The organism is Bythopirellula goksoeyrii (assembly GCF_008065115.1).
Taxonomy (GTDB): domain Bacteria; phylum Planctomycetota; class Planctomycetia; order Pirellulales; family Lacipirellulaceae; genus Bythopirellula; species Bythopirellula goksoeyrii.
In genome coordinates this window covers 2,011,689-2,029,066 of record NZ_CP042913.1, presented here as the reverse complement: position 1 = coordinate 2,029,066, position 17,378 = coordinate 2,011,689, and the positions used below count along the sequence as shown (strand labels likewise).

Annotated in this window: 11 protein-coding genes, 2 tRNA genes, 1 rRNA gene, 1 other RNA gene and 1 pseudogene; 6 read left to right on the top strand and 10 right to left on the bottom strand. The window is 52.8% G+C overall.

The window, feature by feature from the left end:
* Positions 1–891 precede the first annotated feature (891 nt).
* Positions 892–2,433, bottom strand: a 16S ribosomal RNA gene (locus tag Pr1d_RS08105).
* Between the two features lie 534 nt (positions 2,434–2,967).
* On the opposite strand from Pr1d_RS08105, the gene aroH reads away from it, so the two are divergent.
* Entirely contained in the window at positions 2,968–3,390 is a 423-nt protein-coding gene (gene aroH, locus Pr1d_RS08100) for a chorismate mutase (protein WP_148073064.1), read from the top strand.
* 49 nt (positions 3,391–3,439) lie between these two features.
* Here aroH and Pr1d_RS08095 read toward each other — a convergent pair whose 3' ends face one another.
* On the bottom strand, positions 3,440–3,679 hold the full coding sequence (locus Pr1d_RS08095; protein ID WP_148073063.1) for a hypothetical protein: 240 nt from the start codon (positions 3,677–3,679) through the stop codon (positions 3,440–3,442).
* A 328-nt stretch (positions 3,680–4,007) separates the two neighbouring features.
* Between Pr1d_RS08095 and Pr1d_RS08090 the strand changes: the two genes are divergently transcribed.
* Positions 4,008–5,558, top strand: a complete 1,551-nt coding sequence (locus tag Pr1d_RS08090; protein WP_148073062.1) for a 2-isopropylmalate synthase — start codon at positions 4,008–4,010, stop codon at positions 5,556–5,558.
* 39 nt (positions 5,559–5,597) lie between these two features.
* On the opposite strand, the gene Pr1d_RS08085 is transcribed toward Pr1d_RS08090, so the two are convergent.
* Positions 5,598–6,083, bottom strand: coding sequence for a DUF420 domain-containing protein (locus Pr1d_RS08085; protein ID WP_148073061.1), 486 nt, complete (start codon positions 6,081–6,083; stop codon positions 5,598–5,600).
* A gap of 162 nt (positions 6,084–6,245) precedes the next feature.
* Here Pr1d_RS08085 and Pr1d_RS08080 point away from each other — a divergent pair.
* Both Pr1d_RS08080 and Pr1d_RS08070 read left to right on the top strand, forming a co-directional pair.
* Positions 6,246–6,330: transfer RNA gene (locus Pr1d_RS08080), tRNA-Leu, on the top strand.
* Between the two features lie 86 nt (positions 6,331–6,416).
* Positions 6,417–6,992, top strand: a pseudogene (locus Pr1d_RS08070) (IS256 family transposase); the annotation flags it as partial.
* 391 nt (positions 6,993–7,383) lie between these two features.
* On the opposite strand, the gene Pr1d_RS08065 reads toward Pr1d_RS08070, so the two are convergent.
* The 7 genes from Pr1d_RS08065 to Pr1d_RS08035 all read right to left on the bottom strand — a co-directional run bounded on the left by Pr1d_RS08065 (position 7,384) and on the right by Pr1d_RS08035 (position 13,600).
* Positions 7,384–7,456 (bottom strand) — tRNA-Ala (locus Pr1d_RS08065).
* 77 nt (positions 7,457–7,533) lie between these two features.
* On the bottom strand, positions 7,534–7,992 hold the full coding sequence (nrdR, locus tag Pr1d_RS08060; RefSeq protein WP_148073058.1) for a transcriptional regulator NrdR: 459 nt from the start codon (positions 7,990–7,992) through the stop codon (positions 7,534–7,536).
* Positions 7,993–8,343: 351 nt separating this feature from the next.
* Entirely contained in the window at positions 8,344–9,858 is a 1,515-nt protein-coding gene (gene rpoN, locus Pr1d_RS08055; RefSeq protein WP_148073057.1) for an RNA polymerase factor sigma-54, read from the bottom strand.
* A gap of 377 nt (positions 9,859–10,235) precedes the next feature.
* The gene (locus Pr1d_RS08050) at positions 10,236–10,607 is read right to left on the bottom strand and encodes a YbaB/EbfC family nucleoid-associated protein (RefSeq protein ID WP_210417921.1); all 372 of its coding nucleotides are present in this window, start codon (positions 10,605–10,607) and stop codon (positions 10,236–10,238) included.
* A gap of 105 nt (positions 10,608–10,712) precedes the next feature.
* Positions 10,713–12,467, bottom strand: coding sequence for a DNA polymerase III subunit gamma/tau (gene dnaX / locus Pr1d_RS08045; RefSeq protein ID WP_148073056.1), 1,755 nt, complete (start codon positions 12,465–12,467; stop codon positions 10,713–10,715).
* A gap of 57 nt (positions 12,468–12,524) precedes the next feature.
* Positions 12,525–12,619: signal recognition particle sRNA small type (gene ffs, locus Pr1d_RS08040), an RNA gene on the bottom strand.
* A 414-nt stretch (positions 12,620–13,033) separates the two neighbouring features.
* Positions 13,034–13,600: a hypothetical protein gene (locus tag Pr1d_RS08035; RefSeq protein ID WP_148073055.1), complete on the bottom strand. Its 567-nt coding sequence runs from the start codon at positions 13,598–13,600 to the stop codon at positions 13,034–13,036.
* A gap of 2,010 nt (positions 13,601–15,610) precedes the next feature.
* On the opposite strand from Pr1d_RS08035, the gene Pr1d_RS08025 reads away from it, so the two are divergent.
* A complete protein-coding gene (locus tag Pr1d_RS08025) occupies positions 15,611–16,531 on the top strand; it encodes an alpha/beta fold hydrolase (RefSeq protein WP_238476656.1) in 921 nt (306 codons plus the stop codon).
* A complete protein-coding gene (locus Pr1d_RS08020) occupies positions 16,528–17,367 on the top strand; it encodes a triphosphoribosyl-dephospho-CoA synthase (protein ID WP_148073054.1) in 840 nt (279 codons plus the stop codon). The genes Pr1d_RS08025 and Pr1d_RS08020 overlap by 4 nt, the downstream gene beginning before the upstream one ends.
* The last annotated feature ends 11 nt before the right edge of the window (positions 17,368–17,378 follow it).

Sequence of the window (17,378 nt, the reverse complement as noted above, 5' to 3'; positions counted from 1 at the left end):
AGAGTTCATGAATCTACGACTCAGCAAGAGATCGCTATATTCGTAACCCTGCTGCTCTGGATAATACGCGGCATCTCCGAGGCACCACTTTCCGGCAACGAACCACTTGTAACTGTACTCTTGCAATAATTCGGGTGTGGTTAGCTCCTCAAGCGGCAAGTACTCGAGATAGCTTGTCGGCAACTAAGGGCGCATCTTGAAACTCTCCGAAAATCGACCTTTCTGAGCTTACCGACGATAGAGCCCACCAAACCACTCCGTGCTACTAACAGTTCAATTCTTCGCAGCCTACAAAAATTATCTAAACGCAGAGGACGCGGAGTCGCGAAGATACGCAGAGAATCCTTATAATCCCTCCTCTGCGCCTCGGCGATCTCTGCGTTTAATTGATATTCGGTTGCGGTCACCGGCTGCGCTGGGTTATGTAGTGGACGAGCGGGATTTCAGCCAGTTTGCAGGCTGGCCCTTGTCGGAGTGCAAATGGTGTAGGCTGCATAGCCATAGGTGAACTTGAGGGGGTATGTTGCCAACACATCAATCTTTAGATCTTGTGCATTCGGTGAACATGCAAATGACATTGAGAGTTGTGGGATCAAGAATGGTCTGTGGTCTCTCTGCGTGTCTTGATCTAAGCCCAATGCCATTCTGAGCGCATAAAAAAACCCGATCCAAGGTGGCTATCCCTGGACCGGGTTTCTCAATTATCAATTCGGTTCGTTTGCTTTAATACCGAGGGGATGAACCCCACGGCTCGCAGCTGACTTCTATGCCATCACAAGGACTGTCCCCATGTTTTTCAATATCGTCACCGATAAAGAAGATTTCATCAACTTCTGGTTACTGGTCGCTAAAGCGACCAGTCCTCGAGTTGACGTTCTAAGAAATCCTTAGAAAGGAGGTGATCCAGCCGCAGGTTCCCCTACGGCTACCTTGTTACGACTTAGTCCCAATCGCGGAGTTGACTCTAGGCGCCTGCCTCCTTACGGTTAGCTTGGCGACTTTAAGCCCCCCCCACTTTCGTGGCTTGACGGGCGGTGTGTACAAGGCTCAGGAACATATTCACCGTGGCATGCTGATCCACGATTACTAGCGATTCCGGCTTCATGCAGGCGAGTTGCAGCCTGCAATCCGAACTGGGGCATACTTTTTGGGATTTGCTTGCTCTCGCGAGGTAGCATCCCTTTGTATATGCCATTGTAGGACGTGTGCAGCCCAGACCATAAAGGCCATGAGGACTTGACGTCATCCCCACCTTCCTCCGGTTTAACACCGGCAGTCTTCTTAGAGTCCCCGCCATGACGCGCTGGCAACTAAGAACAAGGGTTTCGCTCGTTAAGGGACTTAACCCGACATCTCACGACACGAGCTGACGACAGCCATGCAGCACCTGTAGAAGTTTCACCCGAAGGCAACTAACCCACTTTCATGGGCAGCATCCAACTATGTCAAGGCCTGGATAAGGTTCTTCGCGTAGCCTCGAATTAAGCCACATCCTCCACCGCTTGTGTGAGCCCCCGTCAATTCCTTTGAGTTTCAGCCTTGCGACCATACTCCCCAGGCGGAGCACTTAACACTTTCGCTGCGACCGAGAGCCTATGGGGGGGCCCTCAGTCAAGTGCTCATCGTTTACGGCTAGGACTACCGGGGTATCTAATCCCGTTCGCTACCCTAGCTTTCGTACCTCAGCGTCAGAAGAGACCCAGTAAGCCGCTTTCGCCACTGGTGTTCCTGATGATATCAACGCATTTCACCGCTCCACCATCAGTTCCGCTTACCCCTGTCTCCCTCTAGCACGGCAGTATGCAGCGCAATTCCACGGTTGAGCCGTGGGATTTCACACCGCACTTACCGCACCGCCTACGCACCCTTTAAGCCCAATAATTCCGAATAACGTTTGTCCGGTTCGTATTACCGCGGCTGCTGGCACGAACTTAGCCCGGACTTCCTCTGAAGATAGGTCAAGATCCGCTCTTCACGGACCCTTCCTCCCAACTGACAGCGGTTTACAACCCGAAGGCCTTCATCCCGCACGCGGCATTGCTCGGTCAGGCTTTCGCCCATTGCCGAAGATTCTCGACTGCAGCCACCCGTAGGTGTCTGGGCAGTGTTTCAGTCCCAGTGAGACGGGCCACGCTCTCACGCCCGCTATGCATCGTAGCCTTGGTAGGCCATTACCCCACCAACAAGCTAGTACAAAGCAGTCTCCTCCCAGGGCGGAATCACACCTTTGATCCGGGGATATTATCCGGCATTACCTGCAGTTTCCCGCAGCTATTCCGGACCCTGGGGTAGATAACTACTCGTTACTCTCCCTTGCGCCGCTTTCCACTAAAGTAATCGACCGAAGTTTCAAACTTTAGCTTCTCGCTCGACTTGCATGCCTAATCCATGCCGCCAACGTTCATTCTGAGCCAGGATCAAACCCTTCAATTAATGTATACTTAAACTGAGTAAACTCAGCTAAAGAGCCTAATTGTAGAATCTGAAAAATGTCGTTGCGGGGAATTACTCCGCACCGACAATCGTACAGTCTTGTGCTGGCATTTCACTCAAGAATTATGAGCACCTACAAAGAGGAACTCACAACCTCAAGAAATTGTTAGAAGTCACTTACCGAATTGTCAAAGAGCAAAACAAACTCCAACACTTATTTTCCGTGCTGGAGCATTTCTCACAAGACCCTGTTGCGAACAACAAGTTCATGCGAGACCCGAAATTCTACCACTGGGACGCAGGCTGTCAACGGGTCAGAAAGAATAAGGCAAAACATTTTTCAGAGAGGCAGAGTCAAACCGGGCAAAGACGGCAATGTTTTCCCAAACTGCGAATATCCCTCGCATATTCGGAATTTGGCGTTTTATAATAAGGCTGAACGGGCGACTGGCTTACCCTCCGGATGGCCAGGAGTTAGTCTGCTGTCAGAGAGCCAGTGATCCCTTCTTTTTCCCTATTTCGCGAGATTCATTCATGCCTTGCCGTGGTGTCCGTGGAGCAACTACCCTTCAGCAGAATGACCGCGAGGAGATCCTTTCGGCTACCCGACAATTGCTTGCCCTGATGTTGCGACAAAATGGCATTCAAACCTGCGACCTTGCCAGTGCTTTTTTTTCCACAACCCCGGATATCAACGCCGAGTTTCCCGCGTTAGCGGCCCGACAGCTAGGGCTTCTGGATGTGCCTCTGTTGTGTGGTCACGAGATGACGGTCCCCGGCGGACTCCCGATGTGCATTCGTATTCTCTTGCACTGGAACACCGACAAGGCTCAATCCGAAATCCACCACGTCTACGAGCGGGAAGCCAAGCGGCTACGACCAGACATTGGCTCGCTTCCGCCTGTTGATCTGGAGGAATTGGAAGCTTGGATCCAGGAGCAAATGGAGAAGCAGTAGCCAATTCCGTCATTCCCGCCTGCGCGGGAATGACGGGGGAGTGCCCACCCTACTGAGCGGTAAAAAACCGAGAATCACTTCCGCCGGGACCGATTTCGAACCGCACCTTTCTGGCACAGCGGGGACAGTGGCCCACATAGGCACTTCGCTCCGTATTGGGATAAACCCGCGAGTAGACTCCGCAGCAGGCAAAATTGACGCCGAGAAACGGCTTCACCGAAGTTGGAGACGATCGCTGATTTCCGGCATCGCCGGAGAAGAGATCCAAATGCTTACCTTTATCCAACACTTCAGAATCTCACGATTTTTTGCGTTGACCACCGAACCTTGACGGCCCCCAGGCTCTCAGCTAAAGTTGTTAAGAGAATACTTCAAAGTTCGATCCTCGGCCAACCGAATATTTACGTAATTATGGCGATTTTGTCCTTACTAACCCTGCTACTACTACCGCTCATCAAGAGTAGGGCTTAGGGTTCGTAACGGCACTTTATCAAGAAAAGTTATCAAACCCTGAGGCCCTTCGGCCGCAGGGTTTTTTTATTGTCGATACATGATTTCCGGCGACTTGTAGAGCCGCGGCTATCAAATCACCAACCACAAGTAATTCACAAGCAGTCATGACCACTAAAATGCCGCGAAAGATCACGATTTTTGACACGACTTTGCGCGATGGTGAACAATCGCCTGGTTGCAGCATGAACCTCAAAGAGAAGTTGGAGGTCGCACAATCATTGGTTGATTTGGGCGTAGACGTCATCGAAGCGGGATTCCCGATCACCTCGATTGGAGATTTTGAAGCCGTGCGAGAGATTGCTGGCACGGTTTCGGGGGCCACGATCTGTGGCTTGGCCCGCTGTCGAGAGGCCGACATCGATCGTGCCTGGGAGGCTCTCAAGGACGGTTCTAACACCCGGATCCATGTCTTCTTGGCGACCAGTGCCATCCACCGTGAGTTCAAGCTCCGCATGGACAAGGAGGAGATCATTCGTCGGGCCGTCGAAGGGGTCAAGCGGGCTAAGAGCTACTGCGATGACATCGAGTTTTCCCCCGAAGATGCTGCCCGCACCGAGCACGACTTCTTATGCCAAGTGGTCGAAGCGGCCATCGCCGCGGGGGCCACGACCGTCAACATCCCGGACACGGTCGGTTACGCCACGCCAACTCAATTTGCCGAAGTGATCCACATGCTTGTAAACCGCGTGCCGAACATCGATCAGACGGTGCTTAGCGTCCATTGCCACAATGATTTGGGATTGGCCGTCGCCAATAGTCTCGCAGCCGTCGAAAATGGTGCAGGACAAATCGAATGCACGATCAACGGCCTCGGCGAGCGGGCTGGAAACTGCTCCCTGGAAGAAGCCGTAATGGCTTTGCGAACTCGTAGCGACTACTATCAGGCTGAAACAGGAATTAATACCCAACGACTGGTCCCCATCAGCCGTCTGGTCTCCAACATTACAGGAATGGTGGTTCAACGCAACAAAGCAATCGTTGGCCGCAACGCCTTTGCCCATGAGGCGGGGATCCACCAAGACGGCATGCTCAAGGAGCCTACGACTTACGAAATTATGCGTCCCGAAGATGTCGGCTTCACCAAGACCGACCTCGTTCTCGGAAAGCATAGCGGTCGAGCAGCCCTTGCTGACCGCAGCAGGGCACTCGGCTACCATCTGACCGATGAACAAGTCGACGCGGTATTCGTCGATTTCAAGAAACTCGCCGACAAGAAAAAAGAGATCTACGACGGCGACATTGCGGCCCTGATCGAACAGCGAAATACAGAAATTGGCGATCAATGGCAGTTGGTATCCTATGAAATTCAAGCTACCAGTGGTTTAGTCCGCCAGGCCAAGATTGTCTTGTCTCGCGGCGGCCAGGAGTCGGAAGCGACCAATAGCGAAGGGGACGGACCGCTCGATGCTTTGTTTCTGGCCATCGAGAAAATAACTGGCAAGTCGGTCGTCGTGAAAGATTTCCGGGTCCAGAGTGCCAGCCGAGGAAAAGATGCCCAAGGGGAATCTCTGATCGAAGTGGAGCACAACGGTCGAGTCTATCGCGGTCGTGGTGCTTCCACCGACACGGTCGAAGCTGGCGTTAGAGCATTCCTCAACGCCATCAACCGCATCGAAGCCGGCCAAGACACGAACAAACCAAGCGGAGCAGTCTAAAATTGCTCTGGTTAACAACTAATTGCTAAATGCAAACAGCTACAAAACAAACGCCATCATATAGAACACCCAGCCGGTGCAAGTTGTGAGCAGCATATCGATGGCCGCCAGCCAGGCCCAGCGACGATGAGATTGGCTATGCTCAGCGGGCAGGGGAGGGCGCGGGAAATTCTTGAGGGCCCGTACGATTACCATTACCCACAAGACCAGTGTTGAGATGGCGAAAAACAAATGAACCCAAAGCACGTAGTAAACGCCACTTGAGGGGCTGCCTCCCAATTCACCCGCGGCGCGCTCCTCCCAGCCGTGTAGTCGAATATCCACCTCAAAAGCTGTCAGCACGATGACCAGCAGTCCCGCCAGAGTAAGTTGTACGCGTTTGTGTAGCTGGTAGTTATTCTGTTTCCTCACAAGCCAAATGCTCCAAGCCAGAATGGCGAGCACAAGGACCATCCCCAAGCACACGGCGTCGAGCATGAACGAAGCACGGGTCCCGAGAAACCCATTCCAACCGGGATATTCCATAGTTCAGCACCGCATCGCACGAGGAAATTCGAGAAACAGCTCGCAAACCTTGGTTGGCGAACCGCACCCAAAACAGTAATCTGAAGTCGCACCAGAATCTAGTGCAGAACGCGAAGCGGCCAACATTCCGCATTCCGCAATCTGCACTCCGCACTTTTTTGGGGCCGAGTGGCGGAATGGCAGACGCTCTGGACTTAAAATCCAGTGGGGGGTAACCCCCGTGCGGGTTCGACTCCCGCCTCGGCTACTCTTACAGATGTACACTTATGTCCGGTGATGCCCAGAAAGGACTTCATTGGGATTTTCTTATTATCCGTCATCGGCTGGCAAGAGGTTATGGGCGCACCGGTCGATGGACGGAAGGAACTCCTTGCCGTGGTTGTTGGCGTGCGAGATAGCGAGCAGAGTTGGTACAAACTGCTGATCGACCGCAAACATCGTGGTTTGACGATGGCTCCCAAGCTGGGAATTGGTGACGGGGTGTTAGGCTTTTGGGCTGCTCTACGATAAGTCTTCGGCGAAAATCATGAGCAACACTGCTGGGTTCGCAAGACGGCCAACGTGCTGAACAAGCTGCCCAAGAGAGCGCTACCGAAAGCCAAGGAGGACCTCCACGAAATCCGGATGGCCCAGACTCGTGAATCGGCTGGAAACGCATTCGACACCTTCTTGGAAAAGTACGGTGCGAAGAACCCTGACGCATGTGCGTGCTTGAAAAAAGATCGTGATGTGTTGCTGCCGTTCTACGACTTCCCAGCAGAACATCGGAAGCACTTACGTACGACCAACCCGATCGAATCGACGTTTGCAACAATCCGGTTGCGTCATCGAAGAACCAAGGGAAGCGGGAGTCGCCGAGCGAGCCTGACCATGATGTTCAAGATCGGCCAGTCCGCTCAGAAGAAGTGGTGAAGGCTCAGCGGCCACGAAAAAATCGTCCCACTCATCCAAGGTAAGAAATAAGAAATTCGTAGACGGAATTCAGCAGGAAGTCGCCTGACTCAAAACACAACTATTGACAATATCTCGCGGCGAACAGTGAATTCGCCAACAACACCGAATTGGGTTATCTTCCGTAGCCGCTGTTTAATCCTTGCCAAGATATCGCTGTTTGTCGTCAATCCACCCGTGCCGAGTACCGGTAGACTTAAGTTTACAGGGCGTAGGAGTTTTCAAGTATTGGTCCTCTAAAGCAAAGATAGCTTAGGAATAGACCGGATAAACCAGTTTGCGTTCCAAAAACCGTGTAGTTTACTACACACATTTGGCAAGCGGTCACTGAAAACTATCGTTTTTCTAGTGGAGCGAAAGGGAGTCGAACCCTCGACCTCTGCATTGCGAACGCAGCGCTCTCCCAACTGAGCTACCGCCCCAAGAATCTCCTAACGATTCTAAATCGTGCGTTGGCGAGTGTCCAGGTGGAGAAGAAAGATGAGCAGGTAGAGGAAACCTACTTCGCCTTCGAAAGAAAAGGACGAACTTCAGCGACGAAGTCGCCTGCGTCCGCAAATTGGCGATAGACACTGGCAAAGCGTACGAAGGCCACTTCATCGAGATCGCGAAGGTGCTCCATGACTAGCTCACCCAGCCGCTGGCTGTCGATCTCGGTTTCAAACGAGCCGTAGACATCGTTCTCAATAGCGGCGACGGTCCGTTCGATTTCGCGGTCGCTGATCGGCCGCTTCCAGCACGCCCGTTCCAGACCACTCTTGATCTTGCCTCGTGTGAAAGGAACGCGTGATCCATCGCGCTTGACCACTTTGATAGTGGACTCCTCAATCCGTTCATAAGTCGTGTACCGACGCTTGCATTTGAGGCACTCCCTTCGGCGACGGATGGAAAACCCATCCTGGCAAGCCCGGGAGTCAATCACGCGATCATTATCAGTTCGGCAGAAAGGACATTTCATGGTCACTACTATACACTAGCTTTGGCGCTAGTAAACTACCGCACAGCCCGGCCATCTAAAACTTTTTCCACCGTTCAAAAGTGAGACCTGTTGGAAAAGTAATGAAGGAGAAATCGTCCGTTGGTAGTCTGGGAGGTCTTGCGACATTCCCTCGCATTTAAAGACAAATATTGCGGAGAATACGTAAAGTTTCGCAAGGACCCCTACGTGATGCAATTGTGGCAGTGGAAAACCCGTCGAAGGACGAGCAATTGCCCATGCAATAAGCGATCGCATGAAGCAAAGCTTGTTTTTGCTTGTAGTAGAAAACCACAGGTAGTCTGATCAAACCGTTGTGGCGAACCGGTTAACTCACTTTTCCTTCGACCAGTCCCGCCGTTGGCGGCTGCTGGGAATATCCATCGCTTTGCGATACTTGGTGACCGTGCGGCGTGCGACGGTGATGCCCGCCTTAGCAAGCTCGTCGACCAAAGCATCGTCGCTCAGCGGTTTGGTCTTGTCTTCGTTGTCAACTATTTCTTGCAATTTGAGTCGCACCTTGTCCCAGGCGACTTCCTCGCCGTCAGCACTAGTGGTGCCTCCTACGAAGAACCGCTTGAGCGGAAAAATTCCTCTCGGGGTCTGCATCCATTTGTCGTCAACAGCCCGACTCACCGTGGTGACATGCACACCGACTTTGTCGGCAATCTGCTGCATCTTGAGGGGTTCTATGTGTTCGGGTCCGTTGTCGAGGAAGCTTGTTTGATGATCGACGATGGCCTGCGAAACCTTGGTGAGCGTACTTCGCCTTTGTTCGATGGCCTCGATGATCCACTGGGCCGAGTTGACTTTCCGTTTGATGTACTCGCGGGTTTCGGCGTTGGTGTTGGGATCTTGGAGCAGATTGCGATAAGTGTTGCTGATGTAGAGCGACGGCAACTGGGTGTCTTCCAAGCGGACCTCATAGCCACCCTCGTCTTTGCGATCGACATAGACATCGGGCGTTACCGAGGGGGCGAAGGTTTCGTTGAACTCCGCTCCCGGCTTCGGCTTGAGCGTTCGCAGGTCTTCCCACGCTTCCTGGATTGTTTCGATGGAGAAACCGGTTTTCTTGGCAATCAATGGAAGACGATTGTTCTCCAGGTCTTCCAGGTGGTCTTCGATAAGTACTTGCAATTCTTCGTAGAACAGCAGGCCTGATGTCAATTGCAGGAGCAGGCATTCCTTGAGGTTGCGCGCACCGATCCCTGGCGGGTCAAGTCGTTGAACGATGGCGAGTGCCGATTCGGCAATCTTGAGTTGTTCAGCGCGCCAAGACTGAGCATCGCCGTTGATATCTGTTGGTGCGGGGGGAATGAGTTCCTCTAGCGGTGACTTGAGATAGCCGTTCGTGTCGAGGTTGTAAATTATTCGCTCGCACATCTTCCGGAGAGGTTCATCAAGGTCGAACCAGCTGAGTTGGTGATCGAGATAATCCAGAAGTGATTCGGGGCGCGACACCATGTTTGCCATGGCGTCGTGATGTCGGTCGGACTCAGCCTCCATCTGTCCACGCGAGGGGCGGCTACGCTCCTCGTATTCGTCGGGCAGATTGTCCGACATGTTCAAGAGTCGCTCGAAGTCGTCTTCGTTGTTGGTGTCATCTCTGACAACCAATTCTTTCTCGGACTCGGTCGGGGCATCCGAATTGTAAGCATCCTCGTCAACTTCCGTTGACTCGTCAGACAGCTCTGCCTTGTCGAGCACAGGATTGTCTTCCATCTCTTGCTCGATGCGTTCCTGCAAAGCAAGGATCGGCAGCTGCAGTATCTCCATCGATTGGATCATCCGCGGTGCAAGCACCTGCTTCTGAGCCATCTGCATCTGTTGGCCGAATGAAAGTCGCATGAAATAAACTGCTCGTTAAAGTTCAAGGAATTACGTGGGGGCTTCAACCGTCCGCGCCGCCGAAGTCTCCGATCTGTAGCATAATGTGATTGCTACTCGAAGGTCAAACTTGTCCCTCCGACGGGCTACCACAATTCTAGTGTATTATTGCGGTTTGGGAGCGGTAGAAATGCGAAAAGTGTGATAGCCCAGAATCTGGGCTATTTGCAGCAAACCATGCTGGCGACGAGATACAAGACACGAATCCTGTCTTGACAAATTGCGAGGTAAGTATCTGAGGATGCCCGGGATTTCACACTTCGTCATCCCGAAGTACTCCGAGGGATCGGGCCAGATTCCTCGGAGTACCTCGAAATGACAGCAAGAGGCTGGTCATGTCAACTTTGCCCAGGCCCATCGCCCAGCTGGCCGAGCATGTCGCCGAGTCCGGGAATGTTCATGCCGCCGGTGAGTTCTTGCATTTTGCTGGCGTAGAGTTCCTTTGCCTTCTGCTGAGCATCGTTAATGGCACCTGGAAGCAAGTCTTCGAGCAATTCACGGTCTTGCTTTTCAACGAGACTGGGATCGAGGCGCACGGCCAGCACTTCGCCAGTTCCGCTGGCTTCGACTTCCACGAGTCCGGCCCCCGAAGAGCCGACAACTCGCTTGGCTTTCAACTCCTCGGTGAGTTGCTTCATTTTGCCACTCATTTCCTGGGCCTGCTTCATGAGACCACCCAAGTTGGCAATGTTTTCTAGTCCTTTGAACATGATTTACTCCTGTCTTACGGCAGCACGATGCTGACAGTTGATGAATAGTTCTTTCATTGTTAGCCGCGATGCAACGCATCGCAGTGACACTGCCTACCAACTGATCTAATTCTTTTCAGCCGGCGGAATGTACTTAAGTCGTTGCGTATCGCCGTCGAAGAGGTCGATGGCCTTTTTCACAAACGGCTGAGAAACTAACTCCATCTGTTTCTGGCGACGCGAGGGGGGAGGCGCAGACGTTGAAGACGCGGGATCACGCTTTGTCGCTTGCAACACTAACGGCACTTTGCGTCCACAGACTTCTGTGAGAGCTGCGTCCAACCGAGCACGATTCGCGGGTCGCTCACACCAATCGCGGTAGAAGCTCTCGGTGAATGTGATCACCATTCGCCCATCTGCATCGGCCGTTACTTCATCCACATGCGAAGCCTGGTCGGCGACCATGCCGGTGAGCGAATCGAGCGCCTGTTTCCAAATCTGCTCAACGTTCTCAGCCGTGGGGACACGTATTTCCTTCGACGGGGCACTCTCCACCGCTACCGCTGCCACGGACTCCTGCCGAGCGGTCGTGGGCGACGCAGGCGTCTCTCGTGCGGGCAAACTCTGACGCGTTACCGCGGCAGGGCGAGAAGGGCGGGCTTGGCTAGAGGTTGCGTTTTTTTTTATTCCACCTGACATTTCTCGTGCCCCAGCGGGAAGCTCACGGAGTTGCTCCAGCAGCGTTGCCAACTCATCGAGGTTTTCCAATTGGCAAATCCGCACCACTGCCATCTCGGCCAAAGTTCGCGAGTGAGTACTGACCCGCATGCGGGCCGCTGTCTGGTCGAGTACCTGTACTATGGCCAGCAACGTGTGAACTCCCAGTTGCTCGGAGATCTCTCGCACTTCCTGCCACTGGCTCGGCAAGGCATAGAGCAGGCGGCTTTCGTCGCAGCCCACCGCTTGGGTCATCACATCGCGGAAATAACCCAGCAGCTGGTCAATCAATTGGCTTTCGTCTGCCCCCTCGGCAAGCGCGGCATCGAGTTCCGCCAAGGCAGTCGCGGCATCGTGATTTACCAAGGGGAGCACCAACTGACTCAGCCGTGCCGCTGGGGCAATTCCCAGCATCTCGGTCACGTCGGCGGTGGTGATGGCATTGCCCCCTCCGGAAAGCAATTGCTCTAATAGCGATTGGCTATCACGCATCGAACCCGCGGCACGCATGGCAAGAATCTGCAGCGCATCCGGTTCGGCGGTAACTCCCTCAGCTTCGGCAATCTGGGCGAGCCGCTCCTGGATCGCCGTCGACTCAATACCCGCAAAATCGAACCGCTGACAGCGCGAAAGGATCGTGATCGGGATCTTGTTCGCTTCGGTCGTGGCGAAGATAAATTTCACATGCTCAGGTGGTTCTTCGAGCGTTTTAAGCAAGGCGTTGAACGCCTCCTTGGTGAGCATGTGGACTTCGTCGATGATGTAGATCTTCAGCCGAGATCGACTGGGACGAACGGCCACGTTCTGCCGCAACTGCCGAATCTCATCAATGCCGCGATTGCTGGCACCGTCGATTTCGAGGACATCCACGTCATCACCAGCGGCAATCGACTCGCAAATCTCGCACTCGTTGCACGGAGTGGCGGTTGGCCCCTGCTCACAGTTGAGGGCCTTAGCCAGGATGCGGGCCGCCGAGGTCTTACCGACCCCCCGAGCCCCTGTGAAAAGATAAGCATGCCCCACCCGATCGCTGGAAATCGCGCGCTTCAGGGCCTGGGCCACATGCTGTTGTCCGATCAGCTCATCGAAGCCCTGGGGGCGATACCGACGTGCGACGACGACATAATCTGCCCCAGTGGTCGTAGATCGGTCTTCCTCAGTCATCGAAATCTCAAAGCCGCTGGCAGCTTAGCGGAAAAAAACAGGAACAATCGCGACCGCCGGTGAGAGGCCCCCACACAAAGAAGCACTAGCTTATGGCTGCTGTGTCTCCACCCTGACCAGGTTCGCAAGGCCCCCATTGCAGAGACCCCTCACCCACAGCCGCGATTGTTCGCCCTGCCCTTATTTGTACGCTTTGAAGGACGGATCGTCAAAGGTGCCAGAAATTGGGCAAAAAGCTGCCGCCAAAATTGTTTGCCGCAACGCGGCTGTCGAGTGGAGCTCGACAAAGCGGAGCGCGTCCCAATCGCTTCGGAAAGCACATCTGCGAAAGGAACGCCGCCTCCCTGCAAAAACTGACGCCTGAGAAAACTAATCTGTTGCTGGAACCGTCCTTGGTTAGAAGAGGCCATCCTTGGGCCTCCTTGTGGGTGATGAGGTTGTTGATAAACACCATCTACGCAAGAGAGGCCATTTCTGCATAGGTCATTTCTACGCAACGACTTGCGGAAGATCTAAGTGCCATTCGTCGATAAATCCTCGGAAGGTTAGCGAAGGTTGGTGTTGCTCTAGTAACCATCAGAAATCGACTCCTCAACGACGTATGCCGTATATTCAAAGAGAGTGCCATCTCTAAATTCACCCTTGACGAACACCGAAGGCCAAATAACTCCTCTATGATACTCTTTTGGCGACCGCTGAATGACTACTTCGTGAGTCTTTTTTCCCACATTTTTCTTGACTTTTGACTCAAAGAATGAATTGAAGACAAAACCATTTTTCGGATCAACTAAAAGCTGACGATAATTCCTTTTGCCGTCAAATGTTAATTCCACACAATCCTGCTTGTACAGAACGCTGGTGCTTTCTGTGGTAAAAAGATATTGGGGAACGTACCTCAAATCCCCCGGTTCTACTCGTGTGCTGCGACGAATGTATTGGGATTGTGGAGGTAATTCATCGTCATCGATCTGAAAACGAAATCCGCCTCCGTGTATTTTGAGCCGGTAGGTCGTCCAGGCTTTTTGTTCCTCTAGTAAGTCTGACCTGAATGCAGTCGAGAAATCAGCAATTGCGTCAACATTTTTATCAAGATTTAGGGACTTCACAAAGCTATGGAATTCAGTGGGGTTCATCGACTTGGACGCTCCCAATTCCCCTCTCACTTTCCCAGTCACGTAACGAACTTTTAATTCGAGGTCTGTCAAATGAGTTGTTGAGAGTTGCTTCTCCCAAGACTGATTAAGATGTTCGAGTAAGAGTGTATTTTGTCGCTCCTTCACGATTGGCCGCACAATGCACCAAGTGGTTAAAGCCACAAGTGTTGTCAGGATTAAAAGGCTTCTTAAAGAGAAGCGTAGCTGGGGTAGTCGCATAATTCGAGAGTCTCCCAGCAGTGGCAAATCCAACACTTTGTCGAAAAGTTTACTAACAAGAGAGAATATTAGATTACTGGCTGTGGATTGTCGCCATTGAAGAATTGTATCTTGAGTTCCCAATGCTTGCAAAAACGTGACGTTTCAGCCACCGCATATCCAGCGGCGGCGTTCCAAAACCCCGGAACTTAGCCGTTGGTAGCGGCGGTCGATAAAGCAGCGGGACTTGGGGGGGGCCGCGAAACTGCACTTTTTGGAGCGAGCAAGATAAGTTAGATTTGCCCCAATTAGGCTCCAGCATCCCATGCTAGGAGCGTTTCCCCCTCAGTTGCATCCATAGCTGGTGTTGATGCGTCTCAAGACGAGAAGGGTCGGTTGCTCGGGTCTTTTTTAACCCCCATATTTTCTTGGAGGTCCCTCATGTCGTTAGCTACTTTAATCTTGGCTATGGGTCTTTCGTTTCACATGGTTACAAGCGAAACGGAAATCCAATTCCGGGACTACGAACTTGCATTTCAAGGGCCAGTAAAATTAGAGGTCCTCGAAGATCAAATCGTATTCAGGCCCCAAAGTGATTTACTATTGGAGTTCAATATTAAAGGGTTTGATCGCCTTGAATTCTTTGGGAGTGCGTCCGAATTGACTTTGTCGAAATCCAAGAATTCAATAACGCTGACAAATGTCCCTAAATTCATGAAATCTAGGGATCATGGAAAACCTTCGATCAGTACCAATGCGAAACAAATTGTACTTAAGCCGGAGGGCGAATATTATTACTCTGGTGGACCGAAGCCTGATTGAAAGTGGAAAGTTGATCCTGTGACTTAGACAGCTAAGACCGTAAGCATCATACCCGTGCCAAACCCGCTGCTAGAACCGGCAGACAACAACTCTTGTCCAAAGGACGCCTCATCGTACAAAGCCGCGAAGTTCACCTCGCTGCTTCAGTGGAGCACATCGAATCCGTAAATTTCTGACTGACAGGATTTATCGGCGGCTGATTTTCTCCCCGTTCAGCTTACCCAGCTCATAGTCCCTGCCTCACAAGTGGCCCACAAATCGTTGTGGAATTTGGCCAACGAATTGCGATAATGGTGCTCGCTGCATCGTCTGCTAGTTGTTTGACGATTGAGAACAAAGTCGAGAGCCCAATCTCAAATGCCCTCTGTCGGGAGAGTAGTGCCAGAAGCCTGACAAGCTGAGAGCACGCTTCCAGGGAGCCCGGCTAGAGATCCGTCGGTAGGTTTCAGGGGAGTTGACTGCACGAAGTCTCTTGTAGTCTTACACCGAGGAGGGAGAGTTTCGTACTACAAAACTACTTGGAAATTCGTAGAAAACATCGAGGAAATCACAGTGCGGAAGTTTAGTTTTGTATTTTGTTTTTGGTTTTCGTGAGAGGGCCACCATGGTTCTCTCGCCATGGTGCGTAGGATCGAGCAAGGCAGCAAAGATTATTGGCTTGCATGCAACCGCGCTTGCCCGGTAGACGCATTATCCAGAAGATCCCGAAATAGTTAGCGACCCAAATGGCCAACACTAGTCACAACTCGAAAGTCCGGGGGCCGACGACGGGAGGGATTGTCGTTAGAATGTTACTCAAACCAAAGAAGGATTTACCACAGAGGACACAGAGAATACCAATCGCTTTCTAGGTGACCCTCCTTGTCCCAACTTCGTGTCCTCTGTGACCTCTGTGGTTCAAAATTCATTTACTTTGGATCAAGCTTGTATCCCCATGAAAATCCCAGCCTCGAATTAAATGATAGAGCATTGAAGACTCCACCCGACGAATGCGACTCTTGGCAGCAACTCTATCCCTTCACCGGTCATTGGTGCGAGGTGGCCGGCGGACGTATGCACTACCTGGACGAAGGTCCGGAAAACGCAGAGCAGACCCTGCTGTTTGTCCATGGCAATCCAACCTGGTCGTTCCATTGGCGGCGGTTGATCGAAGCAAATCGAGACAGCTATCGCTGCATTGCCCCAGATCACATCGGCTGTGGGCTGAGTGATCTTCAAAAGCGTCCCTTGCGGTTAGCGGATCATATTCAGAATCTCTCAGAACTTGTGCGCAATCTCGATCTCTGCCGGGTGACACTGGTAGCCCAAGATTGGGGTGGAGCGATTGGGCTGGGTACGCTCCTCAAAGAGCGCGATCTGTTTGAGCGGATCGTGCTCTTCAACACGGGAGCTTTTCGGCCTTGGTTCATCCCTTGGCGGATTCGCGTCTGCCGGTGGCCCCTGTTCGGAAAACTGGCGCTGCAGGGTGGTAATGCGTTTTCGCTTGCGTCTTTGCGGATGACACTCTCCCGAACCACTCGACTTGATCCCGCAGTCGCCGAGGCTTACCTGGCACCCTATAACAGTTGGACGCGTCGAGCTGCCGTGCATCAATTCGTGAAAGACATTCCGCTCTCAGCAAGCCATCCAACTTGGGACACCCTGGGTGAGATTGAGGATGCCTTGCCGAGTCTCGCCGGGCTACCGCAACTCTTGATCTGGGGGATGCAGGACTGGTGCTTCACGCCGGAATGTCTGGAGAAGTTTTGCCAAGTGTGGCCCAAGGCCGAAGTGCATCGACTGGCCGATGTTGGTCACTGGGTTGTCGAAGATGCTCCCGAGGAGTCGCAACGTTTCTTGGCTGACTTCTTGGCTCGCACTGCTGAAGCGGCTACTGGAGCAAATCGATGACGGATCTTGCCGCCTGTGCAACATTGGCTTGTATTTGGGAAGCCACTGCTCCCAAACCGGGGAACGTTTATCGGGGGGCTGATTTTGAGGATGTCACCTACGCCGATTTTCTTACGAGTGCCGCTGTGATTGGCCAGCCAATTGCCTCGGCTGGCAAGGTCGGCGCGGGGCAAGCCATTCTCGATTGTATCTCCGCCATCCATGCATCTGTCGGTACGAATACCTATTTGGGTACCGTGCTGCTCTTGGCACCGCTGGCAGCCGCAAGGACAGATATTCCCCTTCGAGACGGGATTGGTGAAGTATTGGCAGGATTGACCGCCGCAGATACTCGCACCGCCTACGAAGCGATTCGATTGGCCAACCCAGGCGGGCTTGGCAAGGTGGACGACGCCGATGTGAATCAACCGGCCCCCGATATCACGCTCCTCGCCGCGATGCAAACGGGAGCAGAGCGGGACTTGGTTGCACGACAATACACGAACAACTTTGAACAGGTACTCTGGGTGGCTGAAAGAATCTCTGCCGCCGGCTTGCCGCTTAGTGTGTCAATCGTCGTAGCTTTCCTTGAGTTGCTGGCAAACCACCCCGATAGCCTCATCACCCGCAAGTGTGGAATCGAAATCAGCAAACAAGTATCACAACGGGCGGCACATGTCCTCTCACTTGGCAGACCCGGAGACGAATTATTTGATCGAGAAATCGCCGAGTTCGATTTCTCGCTCCGCACCGACGGCCACCGCCGCAATCCGGGCACATCGGCAGACCTGATCGCGGCGGCGCTGTTTGTCCTCCTGCGTGAGAATCGCCTAGAATGGCCTGTAAGGTTTTATTAGTCGCTGGCGCG

Bases quoted from the DNA above. Each gene is read 5' to 3' on its own strand.
- aroH (WP_148073064.1), top strand. From the start codon at position 2,968: ATGCCTTGCCGTGGTGTCCGTGGAGCAACTACCCTTCAGCAGAATGAC.
- Pr1d_RS08090 (WP_148073062.1), top strand. From the start codon at position 4,008: ATGACCACTAAAATGCCGCGAAAGATCACGATTTTTGACACGACTTTG.
- rpoN (WP_148073057.1), bottom strand. From the start codon at position 9,858: ATGCGACTTTCATTCGGCCAACAGATGCAGATGGCTCAGAAGCAGGTG.
- Pr1d_RS08085 (WP_148073061.1), bottom strand. From the start codon at position 6,083: ATGGAATATCCCGGTTGGAATGGGTTTCTCGGGACCCGTGCTTCGTTC.
- Pr1d_RS08050 (WP_210417921.1), bottom strand. From the start codon at position 10,607: ATGTTCAAAGGACTAGAAAACATTGCCAACTTGGGTGGTCTCATGAAG.
- dnaX (WP_148073056.1), bottom strand. From the start codon at position 12,467: ATGACTGAGGAAGACCGATCTACGACCACTGGGGCAGATTATGTCGTC.
- Pr1d_RS08035 (WP_148073055.1), bottom strand. From the start codon at position 13,600: ATGAACCCCACTGAATTCCATAGCTTTGTGAAGTCCCTAAATCTTGAT.
- nrdR (WP_148073058.1), bottom strand. From the start codon at position 7,992: ATGAAATGTCCTTTCTGCCGAACTGATAATGATCGCGTGATTGACTCC.
- Pr1d_RS08020 (WP_148073054.1), top strand. From the start codon at position 16,528: ATGACGGATCTTGCCGCCTGTGCAACATTGGCTTGTATTTGGGAAGCC.